The 15771-nt window shown below is 72.2% G+C and carries 15 protein-coding genes; 8 read left to right on the top strand and 7 right to left on the bottom strand.

The genetic code is table 11. The features are described from left to right. The first annotated feature begins 53 nt into the window (after positions 1 to 53). Entirely contained in the window at positions 54 to 707 is a 654-nt protein-coding gene (locus QF035_RS46720) for a DUF305 domain-containing protein (protein ID WP_307528164.1), read from the top strand. A gap of 26 nt (positions 708 to 733) precedes the next feature. On the opposite strand, the gene QF035_RS46715 is transcribed toward QF035_RS46720, so the two are convergent. Next, the gene (locus QF035_RS46715) at positions 734 to 1219 is read right to left on the bottom strand and encodes a DUF6214 family protein (RefSeq protein ID WP_307528162.1); all 486 of its coding nucleotides are present in this window, start codon (positions 1217 to 1219) and stop codon (positions 734 to 736) included. A gap of 225 nt (positions 1220 to 1444) precedes the next feature. Here QF035_RS46715 and QF035_RS46710 point away from each other — a divergent pair, with 225 nt between their 5' ends. Further along, the gene (locus QF035_RS46710) at positions 1445 to 2797 is read left to right on the top strand and encodes an FAD-dependent oxidoreductase (RefSeq protein ID WP_307528160.1); all 1353 of its coding nucleotides are present in this window, start codon (positions 1445 to 1447) and stop codon (positions 2795 to 2797) included. 159 nt (positions 2798 to 2956) lie between these two features. Beyond that, entirely contained in the window at positions 2957 to 4360 is a 1404-nt protein-coding gene (locus tag QF035_RS46705; RefSeq protein ID WP_307528158.1) for a nucleobase:cation symporter-2 family protein, read from the top strand. On the opposite strand, the gene QF035_RS46700 is transcribed toward QF035_RS46705, so the two are convergent. Next, complete coding sequence (locus QF035_RS46700) at positions 4280 to 4639, bottom strand: ArsR/SmtB family transcription factor (RefSeq protein ID WP_307528156.1); 360 nt, start codon at positions 4637 to 4639, stop codon at positions 4280 to 4282. The two genes, QF035_RS46705 and QF035_RS46700, sit on opposite strands and share 81 nt — an antisense overlap. Before the next feature lie 150 nt (positions 4640 to 4789). Between QF035_RS46700 and QF035_RS46695 the strand changes: the two genes are divergently transcribed. Continuing rightward, a complete protein-coding gene (locus QF035_RS46695; protein WP_307528154.1) occupies positions 4790 to 5869 on the top strand; it encodes an NADH:flavin oxidoreductase/NADH oxidase in 1080 nt (359 codons plus the stop codon). Positions 5870 to 5908: 39 nt separating this feature from the next. Here the strand turns inward: QF035_RS46695 and QF035_RS46690 are convergent, their stop codons facing one another. The 3 genes from QF035_RS46690 to QF035_RS46680 form a co-directional block, all read right to left on the bottom strand. Continuing rightward, positions 5909 to 6655, bottom strand: coding sequence for an SDR family oxidoreductase (locus tag QF035_RS46690; RefSeq protein ID WP_307528152.1), 747 nt, complete (start codon positions 6653 to 6655; stop codon positions 5909 to 5911). A gap of 129 nt (positions 6656 to 6784) precedes the next feature. After that, positions 6785 to 7843 (bottom strand): RNA polymerase sigma-70 factor, encoded by a 1059-nt coding sequence (locus QF035_RS46685; RefSeq protein WP_307528150.1) that lies wholly within the window; start codon positions 7841 to 7843, stop codon positions 6785 to 6787. 50 nt (positions 7844 to 7893) lie between these two features. Further along, the gene (locus QF035_RS46680; RefSeq protein ID WP_307528148.1) at positions 7894 to 8466 is read right to left on the bottom strand and encodes an Rv1733c family protein; all 573 of its coding nucleotides are present in this window, start codon (positions 8464 to 8466) and stop codon (positions 7894 to 7896) included. Between the two features lie 202 nt (positions 8467 to 8668). Here QF035_RS46680 and QF035_RS46675 point away from each other — a divergent pair, with 202 nt between their 5' ends. From QF035_RS46675 to QF035_RS46660, 4 genes are all read left to right on the top strand, one after another. Further along, a complete protein-coding gene (locus QF035_RS46675) occupies positions 8669 to 9754 on the top strand; it encodes a WD40/YVTN/BNR-like repeat-containing protein (protein WP_307528146.1) in 1086 nt (361 codons plus the stop codon). 132 nt (positions 9755 to 9886) lie between these two features. Beyond that, positions 9887 to 10564 (top strand): uracil-DNA glycosylase, encoded by a 678-nt coding sequence (locus QF035_RS46670; RefSeq protein ID WP_307528144.1) that lies wholly within the window; start codon positions 9887 to 9889, stop codon positions 10562 to 10564. Further along, positions 10561 to 11595, top strand: coding sequence for an N-acetylglucosamine kinase (locus QF035_RS46665; protein WP_307528142.1), 1035 nt, complete (start codon positions 10561 to 10563; stop codon positions 11593 to 11595). The genes QF035_RS46670 and QF035_RS46665 overlap by 4 nt, the downstream gene beginning before the upstream one ends. A gap of 119 nt (positions 11596 to 11714) precedes the next feature. Further along, positions 11715 to 12638, top strand: coding sequence for a sirohydrochlorin chelatase (locus QF035_RS46660; protein WP_200400138.1), 924 nt, complete (start codon positions 11715 to 11717; stop codon positions 12636 to 12638). Between the two features lie 120 nt (positions 12639 to 12758). On the opposite strand, the gene QF035_RS46655 is transcribed toward QF035_RS46660, so the two are convergent. Together QF035_RS46655 and QF035_RS46650 are read right to left on the bottom strand one after the other, a co-directional pair. Then, positions 12759 to 13802 carry a lactonase family protein gene (locus tag QF035_RS46655; RefSeq protein ID WP_307528139.1) on the bottom strand — a complete coding sequence of 348 codons (1044 nt, stop codon included), beginning with the start codon at positions 13800 to 13802 and terminating at the stop codon, positions 12759 to 12761. A 313-nt stretch (positions 13803 to 14115) separates the two neighbouring features. Beyond that, on the bottom strand, positions 14116 to 15624 hold the full coding sequence (locus QF035_RS46650; protein ID WP_307528137.1) for an FUSC family protein: 1509 nt from the start codon (positions 15622 to 15624) through the stop codon (positions 14116 to 14118). Between the last annotated feature and the right edge of the window lie 147 nt (positions 15625 to 15771).

Genomic DNA, 15771 nt, shown 5'->3' with positions numbered 1-15771 from the left:
GGTCATCAACACTCACGAGGTGTCTGTTGTCCCGGGTGACTCAGGAGGTCGCTGTGCCGTTTGGCCGTACGTCCCTGTTCCGCGTCGCGATCGCGGTGTCCGCCGTCCTCGCACTCGGGGGCTGCACCGGTTCGGACGACGAGAGCCCGTCCAAGTCCGCGGCGGGCACGGGCCCTTCGGTCATCGCCCCCGGCAAGCCGGGCGAGGCCGCCCAGACGCTCTCCGCCGAGGACGCCGCGAAGCACCGGGCGGAGGACGACTCACCCAACACCGCCGACCGCGACTACGCGCGCATGATGATCGAGCATCACGCGCAGGCGCTGGAGATGACGGAACTCGCCGCGAAGCACGCCGAGTCGACCCGGGTGAAGGGGCTGGCCGACCGGATCACGGCCGCGCAGCGACCCGAGATCAACACCATGAAGAGCTGGCTCAAGAACCACGGCGGTGCCGGGAAGAGCAAGTCCCACGACCACGAGCCGATGCCGGGCATGGCGACCGAGGCGCAGCTCAAGAAGCTGCGGGCGGCACAGGGCAAGGCGTTCGACGAGCTCTTCCTGAAGCTGATGATCACCCACCACGACGGGGCCATCACCATGGCCACCGACGTGAAGGCCCAGGGCAACAACCTTCAGATCGAGGAGATGGCCGACGACGTGATCGCCCAGCAGACGGCCGAGATCAGCCGGATGCGCGACATGTCCTGACGGCGCCCGACCCGGTCGGCGGCGGATCAGCGGCGAACATGACGCGGCGTCAGCAGACCCGCGTCCCGCGCTCCGGCGATCAGCCTGAGCGCGCGTCGGCGGCCGTGTCCGGTCGCGGACATCACCGCGAGCACCGGGTCCAGGCCCGCCCCCTGAGCCGCCAGATACTCCCCGGCGACGAAGCGCCGGCCCTCGATGCCGCGCGGCCGGGCGGGGCGCGCGTGCCGCTTCTCCGGAGCCCCGTCGGCCAACGCGGCGCCCACCGGTTCCACCGCGCCCCCGCACGCCTCCAGGAGCGGGCCCTCGATCCAGTCCGGAAGAGCCGCCAGGTCGTCGAGCGAGAGCGCCGGCCGGGCCCGTACGTCCTCGACGGAGACACATCCGTCGCACACCACGGCAAGCATGTCGACCTGGGCACCGTCGTCGAAGGACAGTCGGACGTTGCACCACGCCGTGGCGGTGTCGCGCTCCTCCCCGTGCTCCCGCACTTCCCAGGCGGGCCACACGGACACGACACCGTCCGGCGCATATCGATCAAAAAGATTAAGAAAGGATGCTTCCAGCACATACTCAACGTAACCGCATGATCACATTCACTGCGAATGGGCACGCATACGTTCCCGGCGGGGCACCCCGTCGGCGCAGCACCGTGTTCTGCCCCTCCCCGGGCGCGCCGTGCGGTGCGATGCTGGAAGCACCAGCGATCTCCTCGTTCTCCTCGGGGAAGGGGCTCAGCCGTGCTGCAGGTCGCCGTCGTCGGCTCGGGGCCGAGTGGGGTGTACACCGCGCAGGGTCTCGTCCAGCAGGGCCAGGTGCCGGAAGTCAGAGTGGATGTCCTGGACCGGCTGCCGTGCCCGTACGGGCTGGTGCGCTACGGCGTGGCACCCGACCACGAGAAGATCAAGTCACTGCAGAACAATCTGCGTACGGTCCTGGAACACGAGCGCGTCCGGTTCCTCGGCGGTGTCCTGGTCGGCCCGGACGGACTGCCTGCCGCCCGGCTGCGAGAGCTCTACCACGCGGTCGTGTACTGCGTGGGCGCCGCCACCGACCGGCATCTCGGGGTGCCCGGCGAGGAGCTGCCCGGCAGTTGGTCGGCGACCGAGTTCGTGTCCTGGTACAGCGCGCATCCGGACTCCCTGTCCGACGGTTTCGTGGTCGGCGCGCGGGCGGCGGTCGTCATCGGCGTCGGCAACGTGGCGGTGGACGTGACCCGGATGCTGGCCCGCGGCACCGCGGAGCTGAGCCCCACCGACATGCCCCAGTCGGCGCTCGCCGCACTGGCCGACAGCCGGGTGCGGGAAATCCAGATGGTGGGACGGCGCGGCCCGTCACAGGCCCGCTTCACCACCAAGGAGCTGCGCGAACTGGGCGGCCTGCCGGACACCGAAGTGGTCGTGGATCCAGCCGAGTTGGCGCTCGACCCGGCGTACGCCGACCCCTCCGCGCTGCCCGCCGCACAGCGCCGCAACGTCGAGGTGCTGCGCGGCTGGGCCGAACAGCCACGCCCTTCCGGCACCCGCCGGATCCGTCTCCGCTTCTTCCTCCGCCCGGTCGAACTCCTCCCGGACGCCGGGCGCGTGGGCGCCGTCCGCTTCGAACGGACACTCCCGGACGGCCGGGGCGGCGTGACGGGGACGGGCCGATTCGAGGACATCGAGGCCCAGTTGGTCCTGCGCTCGGTCGGCTACCGCGGAGTGCCCCTGGAGGGCCTCCCCTTCGACGCGGGCCTCGGCACCGTGCCCCACCTCGCGGGCCGCGTGCTCCGCGACGGCTCGGTCTCCCCCGGCGAGTACGTGGCCGGCTGGATCAAACGCGGCCCCACAGGCGTCATCGGCACCAACCGCCCCTGCGCGAAGGAAACGGTGACGTCACTCCTGGAGGACGCGCCCACGCTCGCGCGTCGCGATGTACTGCCCGACCCGCTGACTGCGCTGAGGGCGGAGGGCCTGCACCCGGTCGAATGGGAGGGCTGGCAGGCAATAGAACGGGCGGAGGCAGCACTGGGCACCTCCCTGGGCAGGCACGTGGTCAAACTCCCCGACTGGCAGTCCCTACTGGAAGCAGCCCGCGCAACAGACGCCCCTTAAGGGGCTCGGGGAACTGCGCGACCAGCCACATCCAGCCCGCGGATAGCCACGCACCTCTCGGGGCATGACACCTGCCGCAACAGACCGGAAATCAACAAACTGTGTAATCCGCATACGGTCTCAGGCAGTCCCCACCTCCCCGCCGCTCCTGGAGTGCCCATGGCAACCCCAACCCCCACCCCCGCACGTCAAGTGCACCCCGTGGACGAGGTCCCACCTGTCCGCCACCTCGCCGCCTTCGGCCTGCAGCACGTCCTCGCCATGTACGCGGGCGCGGTCGCGGTCCCGCTGATCGTCGGCAGCGCGATGAAGCTGTCGCCGGCGGACATGGCGTACCTGATCACGGCCGACCTGCTGCTGTGCGGCATCGCGACGCTCATCCAGTGCGTCGGCTTCTGGCGCTTCGGCGTGCGGCTGCCGATCATGCAGGGCTGCACCTTCGCGGCCGTGTCGCCGATGGTGCTGATCGGTACGGGCGGCGGCGGACTGCCCGCGATCTACGGGTCGGTGATCGTCGCCGGGCTGGCGATCATCCTGCTGGCGCCGGTCTTCGGGAAGCTGCTGCGGTTCTTCCCGCCGCTCGTCACGGGCACGGTGATCCTGATCATCGGGCTCTCGCTGCTGCCGGTGGCGGGCAACTGGGCGGCAGGCGGGGTGGGTTCACCTGACTTCGGCGAACCGAAGAACCTCGCGCTCGCGGCCTTCGTCCTGGCGGTCGTGCTCGCCGTGCAGCGGTTCGCGCCGGTCTTCCTGAGCCGGATCGCGGTGCTACTCGGCATCGCGGTGGGGCTCGCGGTCGCCGTGCCGTTCGGCTTCACGGACTTCGACGGGGTCGGGAACGCGGACTGGCTCGGCATCAGCACGCCGTTCCACTTCGGCGCCCCCACGTTCGAGGCGTCGGCGATCGCTTCGATGCTGGTCGTGGCGCTGGTGACGATGACGGAGACGACCGGTGACTTCATCGCGGTCGGCGAGATGACCGACCGGAAGATCGAGCCCCGCTCGCTCGCCGACGGCCTGCGCGCGGACGGCCTGTCGACGGTCCTCGGCGGTGTCTTCAACACGTTCCCGTACACGGCGTACGCGCAGAACGTCGGTCTCGTCGGCATGACACGGGTCCGCAGCCGCTGGGTGGTCGCCACCGCCGGCGGCATCCTCGTCCTGCTCGGCCTGCTGCCCAAGCTGGGCGCGGTGGTCGCGGCCATACCTGCTCCGGTGCTCGGCGGCGCGGGCCTGGTCATGTTCGGCACGGTCGCCGCGAGCGGGCTGCGGACGCTGGCCCAGGTCGACTTCAAGGGCAACAACAACCTGACGGTGGTGGCCGTTTCGGTCGCCGTCGGGATGCTGCCGGTCGGAGTGCCGACGGTGTACGCGAAGTTCCCCGACTGGTTCCAGACGGTGATGAACAGCGGTATCAGCGCGGGCTGTCTCACCGCGATCGTGCTGAACCTGCTCTTCAACCACCTTCCCTCGAAGGGCGGTTCAGCCGCTCCCGAGGCGGACGGCCTGGCGAGCGGCGGCGGCGAGGACACTGTCGAGAAGCCCCGGGAAGAGGTCGTCTAGGTCGTCCCGCCGCAGCCCGTTCATCTTGGCGGTGCCCCGGTAGATCTGCCGGATCACGCCCGCCTCGCGCAGCACCCGGAAGTGGTGCGTGGTCGTGGACTTGGTGACGGGCAGGTCGAAGTGCGAACAGGAGAGATCGTCGCCGTCGGCGGCGAGCTCTCGCACGACCGACAGCCGCATCGGATCGGAGAGAGCGTGCAGCACGGCCTCCAGCCGGATCTCCGCGCGCCCGGGGTGCGGAAGGTCGCGGCTGCTGCTGGTGGGGGCGGCGGTCGTCACGGCGGCTCCAGTCCGTCGGGGCCGGAGATCTGAGGTCCGAGATCTCCGGAGAACCTCATTGTACGAGAGGTCTCGTAGTTTGACATCCGCCGTACTACGATGCCTATCGTACGAGTCGTAACCCGGCCCCGTCACGAATTGGAGTCCGCCGTGAGCGCGCTCTTCGAGCCCTACACCGTGCGCGATCTGACCGTCCCGAACCGGGTCTGGATGCCGCCGATGTGCCAGTACTCGGCCGCGCCGGAGGGCCCGGAGACGGGCGCCCCGAACGACTGGCACTTCGCGCACTACGCGGCGCGGGCCGCCGGCGGGACGGGCCTGATCATCGTCGAGGCCACCGCGGTCAGCCCCGAGGGGCGGATCTCGCCGTACGACCTGGGCATCTGGAACGACACCCAGGTCGAGGCGTTCCGGCGGATCACGCGGTTCCTGGTGTCCCAGGGCACGGTTCCCGCGATCCAGCTCGGGCACGGCGGCCGCAAGGCCTCGACAGACCGCCCCTGGAAGGGCGGCGCGCCCGTGGGCCCGGACGCGTACGGCTGGCAGCCGCTCGGACCGAGCCCGGTGGCCTTCGACGAGAACCACCCCGTGCCGACCGAGCTGACGGTGGACGGGATCAAGGAGATCGTCGGCCAGTTCGCCGACGCCGCGCGGCGGGCGCTGGACGCCGGCTTCGAGGTCGCCGAGATCCACGGCGCGCACGGCTACCTGGTCGGCGAGTTCCTCTCCCCGCACTCCAACCGGCGCACCGACGCGTACGGCGGCTCGTACGAGAACCGCGTGCGCTTCGCCCTCGAAGTCGTGGACGCCGTGCGCGAGGTGTGGCCGGACGACAAGCCGCTGTTCTTCCGCGTCTCGGCCACCGACTGGCTGGAGGAGAACGGCTGGACGGCCGACGACACGGTCCGCTTCGCCGCCGAACTGACCGCCCACGGCGTGGACCTGCTCGACGTCTCCACGGGCGGCAACGCGTCCGGCGTACGCATCCCCGTCGGGCCGGGCTACCAGGTGCCTTTCGCCGCGCGCGTGAAGGGCGAGACGTCGATGGCCGTCGCGGCCGTCGGTCTCATCACCGATGTCGAGCAGGCCGAGAAGATCGTCGCCAACGGTGAGGCGGACGCCGTTCTGCTCGGCCGGGAACTGCTGCGCAACCCGTCGTGGGCCCGGCACGCGGCCCGCGAACTCGGGGGCGATGTGCACGTGCCGGACCAGTACCACCGTTCCGTCTGACGGGACCTGCCTCTGACGCGGCCTGCTTGCTTACGCGGCCTACTTCTGGCGGCCGAGCCATTCCGTGAAGCTCGTCCCGGCGACGTGGGCGTCGGGGCCGGGCAGCAGCTCGCGCCCCTGGGGGTGCGCGCCGAAGTAGCCCACGGACTCGTCGGTGACGACCTCGCGCGGGTCCTTCTCGGCCGCCAGGCCCGTGCGGACGAACTCGTCGAGGTGGAGCTCCTCGGGGCCCGCCACCTCGGTGGTGCCGTTCAGCGGAGCCGCCTCGGCGGCCCGGGCGACCGCCGCGACCACGTCGTCGGACGCGAGCGGCTGGAGGAGCGAGGAGGGCAGCCGGACCGTGTCGCCCTCGGTGGATCCTGCAGCGATGCCCTTCACGAACTCGAAGAACTGGGTGGCGCGGACGATGGTGTACGGGATCCCGGAGCCCTTGATCAGCTCCTCCTGGGCGACCTTGGCGCGCAGGTAGCCCGAGTCGGGCAGCTGTTCGCTCCCCACGACCGACAGGGCCACGTGGTGTCCCACGCCCGCCGCGGACTCGGCCGCGACGAGGTTGCCTGTGGACGTGCGGAAGAACTCCAGCACCGCGCTGTCCTCGAAGGAGGGCGAGTTGGACACGTCGACGACGACCGAGGCGCCCTTGAGCGCGTCGTCCAGGCCCTCGCCCGTGATGCTGTTGACGCCGGTGTTCGGCGAGGCGGGCAGGACCTCGTGGCCGTCCGCCCTGAGCCTCTCCACCAACTTCGACCCGATGAGCCCAGTGCCGCCGATGACTACGATCTTCATGGTGCAAACCTTCCGGTTTCGTCCGACGGAATCGGACCTGCTGACCATGTGGACCGGACAGGGTCCGGGTTTGTGACAGCCGCGGTCCTCTTCCTGGCGCCGCCCGGCTCTCCTCCCGGCGCCCGCCTGCTACGAAGTGCTGCGAGGACCCGACAGCGACCGGACGTACGGGTCGAGCTTGGCGGGGTTCATCACCCACATGATCCGCTCGATGCCCTGCGCGGAGGCGTCGACGGCGAGCAGGGCGACGGCTCGGCCCTCGTGGGAGACGAGCACGGCCGGGCGGCCGTTCGCCTCGGCCCACTCGACCTCGGCGCCGGGCCAGAACCTCGGCGCGAAGGCCGCCAGGTATTTGGCGACGCGGGCACTGCCGAGCACCGGGATCCTCGACGCGCCACGCACTCCCCCGCCGTCCGAGTAGCTGACGACGTCCTCGGCGAGCAGCTCTTCGAGTACCGCGAGGTCACCCGTCCGCGCCGCCGCCAGGAAGGCTTCGAGCAGCCGCCGGTGCTCGCCCGCGTCCACCGGCTCCCGCCGCTCGGCGGCCAGGTGTCGGCGCGCCCGGCTGACCAGCTGACGGGCGTTGGCCTGCCCCGTTTCGAGGATGGCCGCGATCTGCTCGTACGGGTAGTCGAACGCCTCGCGGAGGACGTAGGCCGCCCGTTCCGTCGGCGTCAGTTTCTCCAGGATCAGGAGCACCGCGAGCTCCACCGCCTCGCCCCGTTCGGCCCCCACCTGCGGGTCGAGGCTGGTGTCCACGGGTTCGGGAAGCCACGGGCCGACGTACGTCTCGCGGCGCACGCGTGCGGACTGGGCGACGTTGATCGCCAGACGGGTCGTCACGGTGGCGAGATAGGCGGGCGGGTCCAGGACGACCGTGCGGTCCGTCGACTGCCAGCGCAGCCAGGCCTCCTGGACCACGTCCTCGGCCTCCGCAGCGCTGCCGAGCATGCGGTAGGCGATGCCGAAGAGCTGCCGCCGCACGCCGACGAAGACCCTCGCCGCCTCGTCCAGCGCGCCCTTCTCGGGGTCCTGGTCTGGATCCTCCGAATGCGTCGCCTCTGCGGCTCCCTCCGGATGGTGCGAACCCGTCGTCCCGGCTCTCTCCGGCTGGTCCGAACGCATCGCCGCCGCTGCCTCCGCCTCCGTGAGCCGCTCCGTGAACGTGCGGATTGTTTCACGGGGCACACAACATGCCGCGGGCGGCCGCGGTGTTCACGCCACCGCGGTCCGCCCCCTCAGCCGGTCTTCCAGCCCCACTGGGGACCGACCCGCTCCCACTCCGTGTCCCACTCGTCCATCCGCCGCCGTTCCAGACGGCCGCGGACCACCCGCCCGCCGGCGAAGGGCACGGCCGCGGCACTCACTCCGATCAGAATGCCGATCATCGCCGCCCGCAGAGCGGCCTGGGCCTCCGTCGCGGGCCTGGTGACGAGGAGGCCGTCGGGGTCGGTCCAGACGGTGACCGGGGTGCCGGCCGTGCTGCCGGGGTCGACCCGGGTCTGGCCCTCGTGGGCCGTACCGTCGGGCGCGGTCCAGCGGACCTTCGCCCACACCCGCTCCACACCGGCTTCCCTGGTGCCGGGCGCTCGCTCGGTGAGCAGTGCGGGTACGGGCCGCCACTCGACGCGCTCCCTGGCGAGGGTGCGCTCGACCGACTGAGCGGCCGCCAGTCCCGCGATCATCCCGGCGAGCAGGACGAGCAGCCAGGTGGCGAGCACGGCCCAGGCCTCCAGCCTGTCGCTGCGGCGTCGCAGCGGATTGGGCCACCAACGCCACAGCAACGCCCTCGGACCTCGTAACGCCGCCATCGCGGGCCCTCCCTCATCACCAGCACACCGACGCCCTCCCATACGAACGCCACCGCCCTGTTGCTCAGGAGACGTACCCCACATCGTCGGCGCCACCGAAGAAACGTTCTGACCTGCACGAATGTCGCGTCCGGGGGTGACTGTCAGTGCCGGGGTGCAGACTGGCCGATATCTGAGACACCGACGTCCGGAGGTGGCCGGCATGGCCGAGGTACTGCTCACGGTAGGCACACGCAAGGGACTGTTCATCGGGCGGCGGCGCGGCGGTGCCTGGGAGTTCGACGACAGTCCGTATTTCAATGCCCAGGCGGTCTATTCGGTCGCGATCGACACCCGTGGTGACGTGCCGCGGCTCCTCGTCGGCGGCGACAGCGCGCACTGGGGCCCGTCCGTGTTCCACTCCGACGACCTGGGCCGCACCTGGACGGAGCCGGCCAAGGCCGCCGTCAAGTTCCCCCAGGACACGGGCGCTTCGCTGGAGCGCGTGTGGCAGCTGCACCCGGCGGCGGCCGAGCCGGACGTGGTGTACGCGGGCACGGAACCGGCGGCGCTGTACCGCTCGACGGACCGCGGCGAGTCCTTCGAGCTCGTCCGTCCCCTCTGGGAGCACCCCACCCGCTCGAAGTGGGTGCCCGGCGGCGGCGGAGAGGGCCTGCACACCGTCCTCACGGACGCGCGCGACCCGCGAGCGGTGACGGTCGCCGTCTCCACGGCCGGCGTCTTCCGCACGAAGGACGGCGGGGAGAGCTGGGAGCCGTCCAACTCCGGTGTCGAGGCGGTGTTCCTGCCGGATCCGAACCCGGAGTTCGGCCAGTGCGTGCACAAGATCGCGCAGGACCCGACGACCCCTGACCGCCTGTATCTGCAGAACCACTGGGGCGTCTACCGCAGCGACGACGCCGGGGCGCAGTGGACGGACATCGGCGAGGGCCTGCCGTCCACGTTCGGCTTCGCCGCGGCGGCACATCCGCATCGCGGTGACACCGCCTACGTCTTTCCCATCAACGCCGACTCGGACCGGGTTCCCGCCGAGCACCGATGCCGTGTCTTCCGCACGGCGGACGCGGGAAGGAGCTGGGAGCCGCTCTCGGCGGGGCTGCCGCAGGAGGATCACTACGGCACGGTGCTGCGCGACGCCATGTGCACGGACGACGCGGACCCGGCGGGCGTGTACTTCGGCAATCGCAACGGCGAGGTGTTCGCGTCGGCGGACGACGGGGACAGCTGGCAGCAGCTGGCGTCCCATCTGCCGGACGTCCTCTGCGTACGGGCCGCGGTGATCGATTGAGCCCCGGGACCGGGCTGGCCCCCGCCACCCTCCGGGGCCCCAACACCCGCCGCTGTCACCGCACATACCACCCCGGGCCGTGCGGCGACCACCGGTTGATCGACCATGCGCGTACGGCAGTAGGGTGACGCCGTGGCACCACGACCGTTGCATGAAATCGTCGAACAGGGCTGGGCGAAAGCCCTCGAACCCGTGGCCGGACGGATCGCCGAGATGGGGGACTTCCTGCGCGCGGAGATCGCCGCGGGACGCACCTATCTACCGGCGGGCCCGAACGTGCTCCGCGCCTTCCAGCAACCCTTCGACGACGTCCGGGTCCTCATCGTCGGCCAGGACCCCTATCCGACCCCGGGACACGCGGTGGGGCTGTCGTTCTCGGTCGCACCCGAGGTGCGTCCGCTGCCCGGCAGCCTCATCAACATCTACCGGGAGCTGACCACCGACCTGGGCCTGCCCCCGCCGACGAACGGCGACCTGACTCCCTGGACCCAGCAGGGCGTGCTGTTGCTCAACAAGGCGCTGACCACGACCCCGCGCAAGCCGGCCGCCCACCGCGGCAAGGGCTGGGAAGAGGTCACCGAGCAGGCGATACGGGCACTGGCCGCGCGCGGACGTCCGCTGGTGTCGATCCTGTGGGGGCGCGACGCCCGCAATCTCCGGCCGCTGCTGGGCGATCTGCCGTCGGTGGAGTCGTCGCATCCGTCACCGATGTCGGCGGACCGCGGCTTCTTCGGTTCGCGTCCGTTCAGCCGGGCCAACGACCTGCTGGCCCGCCAGGGCGGCGCCCCCGTGGACTGGCGGCTGCCGTGACCCGTCCCGGCGGGACGTCGGGGGTGTCGGGCGTACTGGCTGTGGATTCCGGGGGTTCGGGGCTGCGTGTCGTCCTGGCCGTCGACGGCGGCCCGGTCACGGCTCCGCTGGCCTCCCGGGAGCCGGTGCGTACCGGCCCCCGGGGCATCGACGCCGGGCATCTCCTCGAACAACTGGTGCCGATGGCCCGGCGGTTGACGGCCGGGACCGGGGTCGAGGGGCTCCGGGCGATCGCGATCGGCGCCGCCGGTCTCACCACCCTGGGCGATTCGCTGCGCGCCGATCTGCCGTCGGCGCTGGCCCGCGAGCTCGGCGTACGGAGGCTCGCGCTGGTCGCCGACGCCGTCACGGCGTACACGGGTGCGCTGGGACAGCGGGTGGGCGCGGTCGTCGCGGGCGGCACGGGGATGATCGCGATCGGCACGGATCTCAAGAGCTGGCGCAGGGCGGACGGCTGGGGCCATCTGCTCGGCGACTGCGGCAGCGGCGCGTGGATCGGGCGGGCCGGACTCGAAGCGGCGCTGCGCGCCGACGACGGACGGCCCGGCGGCTCCGCCGCGCTCCTCAGCCGCGCCGAGGAGATGTTCGGCTCGGCCTCGGCGCTGCCGGGGCAGCTCTATCCGCGCTCGGACCGCCCCGCCGTGCTGGCGTCCTTCGCCCCCGAGGTGGCCGCCTGCGCCGACGACGACCCGGTGGCGTCGGACATCCTTGCCGCCGCGGCCCGGCACATCGCCGACTCGGCGGCCGCGGTGTGCCCGGACGAGGGACCGGGAGAAGTCCACGTCGCTCTCACGGGTGGTCTCTTCAAGATGGGCGACCCCCTCCTCGTACCGCTGCGGGACGCCCTGGCGAAGCGGCTGCCCTACGCCCGGCAGGTCCCGGCAGCGGGCGACCCGCTCGACGGTGCCGTACGCATCGCCGTCGACCTGGCCGACGACCGGCTGACGCTGCCGCGCGACGAGAGCATGCTGTACGTCGTGACGGACACCGCGGAGCCCCCGGACCCCCACCGACCGACGCACTCCCCTTGATCCGTGGACAGCCAGTGAGATCAATCCGTCCGTAACTCATCAGACAAAACCGGACGGATACCGCTCACCTGCACCCTCCCCGAACAGGGGAGCCCAGGAAACCAGTAACATTCGGCGCCATGAGCTCCCCCACTGGGCCCGCGTCCGGCCTGCCAGTACGAATGCCGCGACCCCGCCAGCCCGGCCGGCACCGCCGACCGGAACCGTTGGCGGCTCCCGAGGGCGCGCCCGCGCTCGTCCTCGCGGTGCCGGGCATGCCCAGCGCCGCCACCCGCAGCCTCGCCGAGGAGGTCGTGAGCATCGCGCGCTCCGAACTCCCCGGTCTCGACGGCCGGATCGGGTACCTCGACGGGGACGACTCGGAGTTCCCCACGCTCCAGTCCGTACTCGCGCACGCCTCCGAGGAGCGCATCGCGCGTTTCGAGCAGGCCCGCGCCGCCGGTGTGGACGTGGTGGAGCCCGACGGCCCGGTCGCCGTGGTCGTGCCGCTGCTCGCGGGTCCGGACGGCGCGCTGCTGCGCCGGGTCCGCCAGGCCGTCATGGACAGCCGCGTGGCGGCCGAGCTGACCGATGTACTCGGCCCGCACCCGCTGCTCGCCGAGGGGCTGCACGTGCGGCTGTCCGAGGCCGGTCTGGCCCGCGCCGACCGCGCCCGGCTGTTCACCGTGGCCACGGCCGCGGACGGCATCATCCTGGCGTCCGTGGGCGGCGACGAGGCCGTGCAGGCGGCCGGGATCACCGGCATGCTGCTCGCCGCGCGGCTCGCCGTGCCCGTGATGGCGGCGGCGCTCGACGTGGACGGCGCGATCGCGGCCACCGCCGAGCAGCTGCGCTCCTCGGGCTCGCAGCAGCTTGCGCTCGCCCCGTACCTGATCGGTCCCGAGCTGGACGCGGGGCTGCTCGACGCCGCCGCGAAGGAGGCGGGCTGCTCCGCCGCCGAGGCGCTGGGCCCGTACCCGGCGATCGGCAAGCTGGCGCTCGCGAAGTACACCTCGGCGCTGGGCATCGCGCCCCCGCAGCCGCAGGGCGCGCCGGTCCGCTGACGCGGGCCGCAGTCGCACACGCACAAATCCCGAAGGGCCCGCTCCGCTGACCGGAGCCGGGCCCTTCGGGGTTTCGGGGTTCTTCCCTCGGATGTCCTGGCGGTCCTCCCCGCCGGTGTCCTAGTCGAGCACCACGCAGGACGCCGCGGGTGCCTTGACCGAGCCGCCCCGCTTCGGCACGCCCGTGTCCTGGTCCACCTCGAACCACGTGACGTTTCCCGAGCGCTCGTTCGCCACGTACAGGAAGCGCCCGGTCGGGTCGAGGGCGAGCGCCCGCGGCCAGGTGCCCCCACAGGGCACTGTGGTGACCAGTCGGGGCCCTTCGCCGGGCGGGCCGGGCACGAGCACGGAGAGGACGTCCTGGCCGCGCGTGGCGGTCCACAGGAAGCGGCCGTCGGGCGACACGACGATGCCGGACGGGTAGGCGTCTCCGTCGGGGAGGTCCGGCAGCACGGACGTCTCACCGACCGGCCGGAGCGCTCCCTCGACGGCGTCCCACCGACAGGCCGTGACGGTCGGCGCGAGCTCGTTGAGGACGTACGCGCGCTCGCCGTCCGGGTGGAACGCCAGGTGGCGGGGCCCCGAGCCGGGCCGCAGCGCGAACTCGCGGTGCAGGGCGAGCGCTCCGTCCCGCAGCGCGCACACGCGTACCGAGTCGGTTCCGAGGTCGACGCTCACGGCCCAGCGGCGGCTCGGGTCGGGCTGCACGTGGTGGGCGTGCGGGCCCTGCTGGCGCTGGCCGTGCGGGCCCGATCCCTTGTGCCGCAGCACACCGGAGGCGGTGGCGAGGCTCCCGTCGTGGCGGATCGGGACGGCGCTGACACTGCCGGAGCCGTAGTTGGCCGTCAGGACGTGCCCGTCGAAGAGGCTCAGATGGGTGGGTCCGCTGCCGCCGACCGGCACCAACGGGCCGGCCAGGGAAGGCTCATCGCCCTTCAGCCGGTACGCGGCGATCGCGCCGTCGGCCGTCTCGCTCACCGCGTAGAGCATGTCCCCGGCGGGCGACAGGGCGAGATACGAGGGGTCGGCGACGCTGTTCACGGCGCCCAGCAGCGTCAGGGCGCCGCTCTCCTCGTCCACGGCCGCGGTGAGGACACCGAGGCCCCCTGCCGCCGTGAAGGAGCCGATGTAGGCCCGTCGCCGCCGTCCGTCGTCGTCCGCCACTGCCGTCCCCTCTCGGTACCCAAGCCGTTCGGGGCGACGGTAGCAGTCAATGGCCTAGACCAGACGGGAGGCCTCGGCCGTCGGCCCGCCGGTTCCGTCGCCCGTGAGGCGTTGGCCGGTTCTGTGCGGGGCATTGCGCATCGTGCGCGCTCAGGCGGCCGCGCCCGCGGACCGCTCCCGCGCGGCCCGCGGACTCCGTGCGGCTGACAGCCGCGGGGTTACCCGTCCGACGGCCTGATCCACCCTCTACGTGACCGGTGAAACTGTCTCATTCATGGGCAATGTGTCCAACCGCGGTGCGTACGGAGAGGGTTCAGGCGCTCACGGCGGCCGAGCCGCGCAGGGGCGTGGCCAGCGCGGCGAGCGCTCGTTCCAGGCCATGGAGGTGGGCCAGCGCCTGCTCGGTGCCGGGGTGGTGGACCCGGGCCGCGGAGTGGTGGCCCGGCGCGCCCGCGGTCGTCGTCACGGCGCGTTCGGGCACCGCGCCGACCAGGACCTCCACCGCCGCTTCGACACGCCCGCAGGCGGCCGTCAGGCGGGCGTCGTACGAGGCGTCCGGGTCGGCGACGACGGCCGCGAGACCGCGTGTCTCCCGGGCGCAGTCGTCGAGGAGGGCGAGCACCTGACGGGCCCGGGCCTTGCGGGCCCGCATCGGGTTGAGGGGGTGCACGAGCGGCGCGAGGGCGAACCGGACCCGGCCGAGCATCGCCTCCAGTTCCGCCGCCTGCGGCGCGGGGTCGGCGTCGGGGTCACCCGCGAGGCGTCGGGCCGCCGCCGCGGTGCATCCGTGCACGGCGCGTACGGCCTGGCCCACCCAGCGGTCGGTGACCGCGTGCGTGGTGACGGGCAGGATCACCGCGACGGCGAGCGCGGCGCCGAGCGCGCCGGCGGCGGTCTCCGCGAGACGCAGCCCCAGCAGGCCCGGGTGCAGCACACCGAGCAGCCCGTAGAGCAGGCCGGCCATGACGGTGACGAAGAACATCATCCAGCTGTACGAGAGAGCCGCGGTGTAGAAGATCCCCCAGACGCAGACCGCCACGATCGCCGCGGTGGGTGCGGGGGCGCCGTCCAGCGGTACGGCGATCAGCAGGCCGGCCACGATGCCGGTGACCGTGCCGACGACGCGCCGGAAGCCGCGTACGAGGGTCTCGCCGCGCGAGGACGTGTTGACGAAGATCCACCAGGCGGTGCCGACGGCCCAGTACCAGCGCTCGTGGGAGAGGACCTGGCCCGCGGCGATCGCGAACGCGCAGGCGGCCGTCGCCTGGAAGGCCTGGCGGGTGGTCGGCCGGGAGAGCCCGCGGCCGGCCGGCGCGGCGGGCGTGACGGGCGGAGCGGTGCGCCGCTCGATGCACCACACGCCGAAACGCACCACCGAGGACGCGGCCAGCCCCAGCGCCATCGCGGCGTACAGCTGCGGGAGCTGGCCGGGCACGGCGTGCAGGAACTGCGTGATGAAGAAGGTCATGAACGCGAAGATGCCGAGCGCGTGGCCGCGGGGACCCCAGCGGCGGGCGTACACCCCGCAGAAGATCACGGCGAGCCAGATCGCGTCGCGGACGGTCGGCATCGAGTGGAGCGTGGCCGCGAGGGCGAGCACGGGGAAGCCGACGACGGGCAGCAGGGCGGTGGTGACCGCCTGGCCGCGCACGGTCGGGTCGCTGACGGTGAACAGCGCGAGGAGCGCGGCGAGACCGCCCGTGATCGAGGCGGGCAGCGAGAGTCCGGCCAGCTCCGACGCGGCCACCGCGAGACCGATGCCGAGCACCGCCCGCAGCGAGATCCGCAGCCGTGCCAGGCCCGGATCCGGAGCCATGAACATCTTCTTCACCGTCGGCAGCCCGCCCCCACTTCGTGTCGACCCCACCGTCAGGACGTGCCTTGTTCAAGACGTGCCTTCAGGACATGGCAATGGCGCCGCGGGTCCGGATCCGGCTTCCTTGCCGTCCGGCGCTTCGCGGCGCCATGA

This window comes from Streptomyces umbrinus (assembly GCF_030817415.1).
GTDB lineage: Bacteria > Actinomycetota > Actinomycetes > Streptomycetales > Streptomycetaceae > Streptomyces > Streptomyces umbrinus_A.
This window is presented reverse-complemented; position numbering and strand designations above follow the sequence as displayed.

What these genes read in the sequence shown, in the direction of transcription:
- QF035_RS46705 (WP_307528158.1), top strand. Translation starts at nt 2,957, where the DNA reads ATGGCAACCCCAACCCCCACCCCCGCACGTCAAGTGCACCCCGTGGAC.
- QF035_RS46680 (WP_307528148.1), bottom strand. Translation starts at nt 8,466, where the DNA reads ATGGCGGCGTTACGAGGTCCGAGGGCGTTGCTGTGGCGTTGGTGGCCC.
- QF035_RS46675 (WP_307528146.1), top strand. Translation starts at nt 8,669, where the DNA reads ATGGCCGAGGTACTGCTCACGGTAGGCACACGCAAGGGACTGTTCATC.
- QF035_RS46650 (WP_307528137.1), bottom strand. Translation starts at nt 15,624, where the DNA reads ATGTTCATGGCTCCGGATCCGGGCCTGGCACGGCTGCGGATCTCGCTG.
- QF035_RS46690 (WP_307528152.1), bottom strand. Translation starts at nt 6,655, where the DNA reads ATGAAGATCGTAGTCATCGGCGGCACTGGGCTCATCGGGTCGAAGTTG.
- QF035_RS46660 (WP_200400138.1), top strand. Translation starts at nt 11,715, where the DNA reads ATGAGCTCCCCCACTGGGCCCGCGTCCGGCCTGCCAGTACGAATGCCG.